Below are 7,239 nucleotides of genomic sequence, written 5' to 3'. Positions count from 1 at the left end.
TCATTAATGATAAGATCGATATATCCCTGGTGATTTTCTTTGTATTCAATTGGATAAGTATGAGCACCAAGAAAAGTGGACTTAATGGGAATGGAAGACCTCTCTTTTAATTTTTTTATCACCCGCAGCATTTTCAATTCACCTTCAACGGTTAACCCGTACCCACTTTTTATTTCAATAGCGCCGGTGCCCAGTTTTGTCAATTCTTCTAAACGGGCCCAGGCCAGGTTGAACAATTCGTCTTCTGAAGCCTCATTTAATTTACGCGCCGAATTTAGAATGCCCCCACCCCTCGCCGCAATTTCAGCATAGCTGAGTCCTTTTAATTTATCAATGAATTCATTTTCCCGGCTGGCAGCAAACACCAGGTGGGTATGACTGTCGCACCAGGCGGGTAACACCATTTTTCCTGTAGCGTCAATCGGATCTGCCGCCAGAGCGCGATGGGCGGTTGCCAGTTCATCCATAGGGCCATAGGCAACTATAGTATCATCTTCGATCAATAAATATGCGTTGTGTATACATGGAAGGTTTGCCAGCTCTTTTCCCCGCAGTACAGGCCATTGTTCCCGTACGTTTACGAGTTGTTTGATATTGATAATTAGTGTTGCGGCCATTAAGTGAAGATAGGTTAATTTGAAAATCCCGACAAAGTGGGGACAAGTTATGCCAATTCGAAAATCCCGATAAATGGGGACAAGTTATGAAAATGAAAAAGCCTGGAATCGGTCCCGCTTTGCGGGAACTCTTCCAGACTTTCCGTTGAACAATTCCTCTTATTAAGTTTTTGCGTATTGTTTGTTTATGATCGGTATCATGAGTTTTTTCAACAACTGCAATACTTTTATTTGCGAGAAAACGGTGTATTGCGCGGCGGTTGACCCATTGCTTACTTTTATACTATAAGCCCGTTCGCCCAGCGCTTTAAACATGTCTTCATCAGTGGTATCATCGCCTATGCACAACACAAAATCGGGTTGCATGTCGTTCACTATTTTCAGGGCCATAATGCCTTTATCAAAACCCGACATGCGTACTTCCACTACTTTATTACCATCCACTACCTGCAGCATGGTGTTTTGCAACAGCTGCGTAAGGTTATTGATCAATTCCCTTGACCGGGTAAAACCCAGTTCGGGGTGGGTATTGCGATAGTGCCAGGCCAGCGTATTGGTTTTTTCTTCAATAAAGGAACCCACGCAGTGGGTAACGAAGAGCTGCATAATGGGCCTGATCTCGTTCTTCCATTGATCGGGAATTGAAACCGCCTGTTGCCATTGATCGCCTTTTGGTTTAAAGCTTGCCCCATGTTCGGCTACCAGCATCATGGGCAGATCGCCCAACCATTTTTCAAGGGTATAGGCTTCGCGGCCGCTTATGATAACCACATTGTTTTTGGGGTCTGAAGATAACCCGCGTAAGATGCTCCGCAACTCTTCATTGGGTTTTGCTTCTGAAGGAATGCGGGCATACGGAACCAGGGTGCCATCATAGTCGAGCAACAGGCAACGGCTATTTGCTATCTGGTAGTGCAAATGAATTTGGGCGATCACGCGTTCATCGAGCACTTTTACCTGTTGTTTTATCTGCTCCTGTTTTACATTCGCCAGTTGATCGAGAAAATCGCTAACCCATTTTATAACATCGTAGTCAGATAAGCGCTGTTGCATTAAGAACATGCGGTGTTCCTGTTCTTCTTCAGGCATGGTCAATGCCTGGTTAATGGCTTTGGATACTTCAATTGTATCAGTGGGATTTACCAACAGGGCTTCATTCAGCTCGTTGGCGGCCCCGGCCAGTTCACTCAGGATCAAAACGCCTTTCCGCCCGGAACAGCTGGCAACATATTCCTTGGCAACGAGGTTCATGCCATCGCGCAAAGGTGTTATCAATGCCACATCCGCTGCTTTATACAAGGCAGCCAGTTCATTGAACGGAAGATGGGTGTATCGGTATATAATAGGTTGCCAGGTAATGGAAGATACTTTACCATTAATGGTGCTTACTTTTTGTTCTATTTGTTGTTTACGTTCGGTGTATGCCTGAATATCATCCCGCGAAGGAACGATGTTCAGGATGAATACCACTTTCTCGCGCCAGTCGGGATATTGGTCCAGGAAATAATCGAATGCATTCAACCTGTCCATTAACCCTTTGGTATAATCCAGCCTGTCTACAGAGAAAATGATCTTCTTGCCTTCAAAATTCTTCTTTATCTCGTTGTAATATTGTTTTGTTTCCGGATCGTTACAGGCCTTATTGAATTTTTTATAATCAATACTGATCGGGAACAGATCGGCTTTTATTAACCGGTCCTGGTACTGCATACTATGAAAAGAACTATCCACGCCCAGGAGCATTTTGGCCGATTGCAGAAAGTGTTGCGCATAATCGTGCGTGTGGAAACCGATCAGGTCACTGCCCAGTACGCCCTTGAGTAAGGATGTCTTCCATTCTGCCGGTAAAGTCCTGAACAATTCGTACGATGGAAAAGGAATATGCAAAAAGAAACCAATGGTGGCGTCTGTTCTTTCGGCCCGGATCATTTCGGGTAACATGAGCAACTGATAATCGTGGATCCAAATGGTATCATCAGGCTGTAAAAGCGGAATTAATTTATCGGCAAACGCCCGGTTCACTTTTACATAAGCATCAAAATAATGCACATTTGATTCAACCAGATTTGGAAAATAATGGAACAGGGGCCACAATACCGAATTGGAAAATCCGTTATAATAGTCCTTGTACAATAGCTTGTTTAAAAAGAGCGGAACAATTCGGAAATCAAGTCCCGACAATTTTTCTTCGACTACTCTCCAATCATTTTGGGGAAAATCTGCCACACCTAGCCATAGCTTTTCAGTAAAACCTCTATTTGTAGAACTATCACTTTCAAAATAACTTTTAATCGCAGACACCAGTCCGCCCGAGCTTTGCCGCAGGTGAAGCTGATCTCCTTCATGATCAATAGAAAAAGGTAGCCTATTAGATATTATAATCAATCGTCCCATAAAAAAAACAGTAAACCAATTAATAATAAAGGCTTCTGCCACGTACAAATGTGTCAGGCCCGGTTACATGGTTTATTATCAATGAAATTATGGTGCCAATAGAGAGGAAAAGGCGATTTATTACCTGAACTAAAAGAATTGTAATGTGCTTTTAATGTGGCACTAAAAAGAAAAGGAGATGAAGCGTAAGCCTCATCTCCTTTTAATGTTGTATGTTATTTGCCTTATTTAAAATTCAACTTCGCGCGCTGACGGTATTGCTCTCTTACCACACCACGCTGGTTATAGGGATTGGTAACCAGGAAAAATAAATAGAGCGGCTCACCAACATCTGTCATTTTAACGGCTTTCTCTTTTACCGGGAAATATACCTGTTCAATTGTACGGATAGCTGTCACCGTATTGGCATCTACTGTTTTGATATCCCGGTCCCAACGGTATTCGTTGGTTCCTTTGTTGTAAAACCAGAACGACCAGGTATCGGAATTGATCGCAATTTGTTTGCTGGGGTTAAAATTGTCTTCTTTAACAATTTTGAACGGAATGTCTTGCAGGTCGGCTAAAGGGGCTTTATCACCGATCTTGTAAACAGCATCGGTAAAGTCGGCATTTACGAAAACGCCATCCACGTTGTTAACGTCAAAAGTGAACTCTACTGAAAAGGGGGCTTTCTTTAACTCATACTCGCCATTAACGGGGGCAATGGCTGCGCCGTTTTGAACAATCTTCAAGCTTACTTTGGCTTGAGAAAAAACGGTGCTGGTAGCTACTAAGGCAAAAATGAACAAGGAAATGGTTGTTTTCATATTGCGGATTTTTCATGCGTATTAATCTTCATAACTGCTACAACGCACAGATTACGGAGATATTTTGTCATAGTATAAATACCAGATTTTCCGGTCGGGGTCGGTGGTATCGCCAGCAAAATAGAAAATAATTATTATCTATGAAAGCGTTTTTTTAAATCGAGGTCAAATTTAATGGAAGTTTCTTTTGCGAGGTCATATCCGGCATCGGCATGTCGTATAACTCCCATACCCGGATCGTTTCTCAACACCCTTGCCAATCGTTGTTCTGCGTCGGAAGTTCCGTCTGCAACGATCACCATGCCCGCATGAATACTATACCCCATTCCTACTCCACCGCCATGATGCAAGCTTACCCAGCTGGCGCCGCCTGCGGTATTCACCAGGGCATTCAGAATGGGCCAGTCTGCTACGGCATCACTGCCATCGAGCATCGATTCTGTTTCGCGATTGGGCGATGCTACGGAGCCGGTGTCCAGGTGATCGCGGCCAATTACAATGGGGGCTTTCACTTTTCCGGTTCTTACCAGTTCATTGAACGCCAGCCCTGCTTTTTCTCTTTCTCCCTGTCCCAGCCAGCAAATACGTGCCGGTAATCCCTGGAAGGCGATCTTTTCTTTGGCCAGTTTCAGCCAGCGTTGCAATGATTTATTTTCCGGGAACAAATTGCCTATTACTTCGTCGGTGACGGAAATGTCGTTTGGATCGCCGCTCAATGCCGCCCAGCGGAAAGGCCCTTTGCCTTCGCAAAACAGTGGACGGATATATGCCGGAACGAAACCGGGAAAATCAAATGCATTGGTCAATCCTTTCTCCTGCGCCCGGGCGCGAATGTTATTGCCATAGTCGAATGTGATGGCGCCTTTTTGTTGCAGGGTCAGCATCAACTGCACATGCCGGTACATGCTGTTGTAGGCATAACTAATATATTGCTCAGGATTTTGCTCTCGTAGGATCTTTGCCTGCTCATAGGAAATTTCATGGGGCCAGTACCCTATTAACGGATCGTGGGCAGATGTTTGATCTGTAAGTGTATCGGGCACAATATTTCTTTCAGCCAGGCGTTCTAATAACTCAACTGCATTGCATAACACCCCAATAGATAATATTTCTCCTTTTTCTTTTGCCAGCAGTGCGCGATCGATGGCCGCATCAATATTTGTCATTTTTACATCGAGGTACTTTGTATCGATGCGTTTGTCAATCCGCCATTCTTCCACTTCTGCAATTAATGCCACACCTTCATTCATGGTAATGGCCAAGGGTTGAGCGCCACCCATGCCACCCAGTCCGGCTGTTACATTCAACGTTCCTTTTAAGGAGCCGCCGAAATGTTTATCGGCTGCTGCGGAATAGGTTTCATACGTTCCCTGTACAATGCCCTGGCTGCCGATGTAGATCCAGGAACCGGCGGTCATTTGCCCGTACATCATCAACCCTTTTCTTTCCAGTTCATCAAAATGCTGCCAGGTGGCCCATTTAGGCACCAGTTGCGAGTTGGAGATCAACACGCGTGGGGCATTGACATGCGTTTGCAAAATGCCCACCGGTTTACCACTTTGGATCAGCAGGGTCTCATTGTCATTCAGGTCTTTTAATGATTGAATGATAAGGTCGAGCGCTTCAAAATTCCGGGCTGCTTTACCGCGACCGCCATAAACGATCAGGTCGTCGGGGCGTTCGGCCACTGCGGGGTCTAGGTTATTTAATAACATGCGCAAAGCTGCTTCCTGGATCCAGCCTTTGCAGGTGAGTTGTGAACCCGTTGGGGTTTTGTATTTTATGGGATCGTAAGTTTTTGTTGCAGGTGTCATTGTTTTAAACAGTTTTTGTTACCCATGTAATTTTTGTGTGGCGTTACAGGCTGAACGCCTCAAATCCTGTATTTAAATGTACCTTTTTCTTTTCGGCGAAAGCATTACAATGTTCCACAAACGAAAAGTTGCTGATGAGTTGTTTTATCTGATCGATGTCCTCGGCAAAAATGCGGTCCTCTTCGGCAAAGCCTACAAACTGCCGTACATAATCATGGGCCGATTCAAGGATCTCGCTGCTTTTTAATGGCCGTCTGAATTCAATGGCCTGACAGGCGCTTAATAACTCAATAGCTAAAATGAACTCGAGGTTATCCAGCACCTGGTTCAGCTTGCGGCCGCTGATGCTGCCCATGCTCACATGGTCTTCCTGACCCAGTGAGGTAGGAATGCTGTCGGCACTGGCGGGAAAGCACAGGGTCTTATTTTCAGTTACCAATGCAGCCGTAGTGTATTGCGGGATCATGAACCCACTGTTCAACCCCACATTTTTCATCAGCAACATAGGGAGGCCCCATTTGCCTTCCAGTAACAGGTAACACCGGCGGTCGGAGATATTGCCTGCTTCTGCAGCAGCCACACAGGCATAATCGAGTGGTAATGCCAGTGGCTGGCCATGAAAATTGCCGCCGCTGATGGTATCATCGGCGCTTAAGATAATAGGGTTATCTGTTACCGAATTCAATTCAATTTCGGTGAGTTGTTTCAGATGCAACCAGGCTGTGCGGCTGGCGCCATGTACCTGCGGCATACAACGCAAACTGTAGGGGTCCTGCACACGGCCGCAATCAACATGGCTTTGCATAATGTCGCTTTGGTGCAATAACAACCGAAGCCGTTGAGCCACCAGGGTATTACCGGCGAATGGGCGTAGTTGATGCAACCGTTCATCAAAAGGCGCCTTGGTGCCGGTCAATGCTTCCAGGCTCATCGCGCCAATAATGTCGGCCGCTTCCAGACAGTAATGCATTCGCTGCACTGCTTTTACTGCAAACGATAAAATGAACTGGGTGCCGTTTATCAGGGCCAGTCCTTCCTTGGGGCCCAGTTGTATGGGGGCCAGCCCAAACTGTTTTAATATGTCTTGCGACTTGTGTCTTGCACCTTTGTAAAACACCTCCCCTAACCCGATCAGGGGTAAAAACAAATGGGCCAGTGGCGCCAGATCGCCCGAAGCGCCCACGCTGCCTTTTTCCGGCACTACGGGAATTACATCCTGTTCAATATGCCAGATGATGCGTTGCAGCGTAACTAACTGCGCACCTGAGTAACCACGCGCCAACGCGTGTACTTTGGTAATAAGCATGAGTTTGGCAACTTCCACCGGAATGGGTGCCCCCACGCCCACGCTGTGGCTTTGTAAGATCTTATGTTGTAAAATGCGGGTATCCTCTTCCGAAACGGGTTTATTGGCCAGCACGCCAAAACCGGTATTAATACCATACACGGTTCTGTTGGTCTTCACAATTTCCTGTACGTGTTGCTGGCTTTTTTGAATATTGGCAATGGCTGTTTTATTCAGCACGCCGTTGGTTTTACCACCCGCGATCGCCAATGCACTGCCAATTGTTAACTGATCGATACCGTAAAAAAACTCCTGTTGCATAA

General features: G+C 45.7%; 4 protein-coding genes and 1 pseudogene. All 5 read right to left on the bottom strand.

Annotated features, from left to right (window positions below; genetic code table 11):
• Positions 1-617 (bottom strand): annotated as a pseudogene (locus tag ACJ751_RS28825) (imidazolonepropionase); the annotation flags it as partial.
• A 162-nt stretch (positions 618-779) separates the two neighbouring features.
• Positions 780-3,011, bottom strand: coding sequence for a bifunctional alpha,alpha-trehalose-phosphate synthase (UDP-forming)/trehalose-phosphatase (locus ACJ751_RS28820; RefSeq protein WP_407749004.1), 2,232 nt, complete (start codon positions 3,009-3,011; stop codon positions 780-782).
• Between the two features lie 224 nt (positions 3,012-3,235).
• Positions 3,236-3,817 carry a hypothetical protein gene (locus tag ACJ751_RS28815; RefSeq protein ID WP_407749003.1) on the bottom strand — a complete coding sequence of 194 codons (582 nt, stop codon included), beginning with the start codon at positions 3,815-3,817 and terminating at the stop codon, positions 3,236-3,238.
• A 134-nt stretch (positions 3,818-3,951) separates the two neighbouring features.
• Positions 3,952-5,631 (bottom strand): urocanate hydratase, encoded by a 1,680-nt coding sequence (gene hutU, locus ACJ751_RS28810; protein ID WP_407749002.1) that lies wholly within the window; start codon positions 5,629-5,631, stop codon positions 3,952-3,954.
• Positions 5,632-5,674: 43 nt separating this feature from the next.
• Positions 5,675-7,237: a histidine ammonia-lyase gene (gene hutH / locus ACJ751_RS28805; protein WP_407749001.1), complete on the bottom strand. Its 1,563-nt coding sequence runs from the start codon at positions 7,235-7,237 to the stop codon at positions 5,675-5,677.
• Positions 7,238-7,239: the final 2 nt, after the last annotated feature.

The sequence above is a fragment of the Niastella sp. genome (assembly GCF_045805085.1).
GTDB lineage: Bacteria > Bacteroidota > Bacteroidia > Chitinophagales > Chitinophagaceae > Niastella.
This window is presented reverse-complemented; position numbering and strand designations above follow the sequence as displayed.

Bases quoted from the DNA above. Each gene is read 5' to 3' on its own strand.
- ACJ751_RS28820 (WP_407749004.1), bottom strand. From the start codon at position 3,011: ATGGGACGATTGATTATAATATCTAATAGGCTACCTTTTTCTATTGAT.
- ACJ751_RS28815 (WP_407749003.1), bottom strand. From the start codon at position 3,817: ATGAAAACAACCATTTCCTTGTTCATTTTTGCCTTAGTAGCTACCAGC.
- hutU (WP_407749002.1), bottom strand. From the start codon at position 5,631: ATGACACCTGCAACAAAAACTTACGATCCCATAAAATACAAAACCCCA.
- hutH (WP_407749001.1), bottom strand. From the start codon at position 7,237: ATGCAACAGGAGTTTTTTTACGGTATCGATCAGTTAACAATTGGCAGT.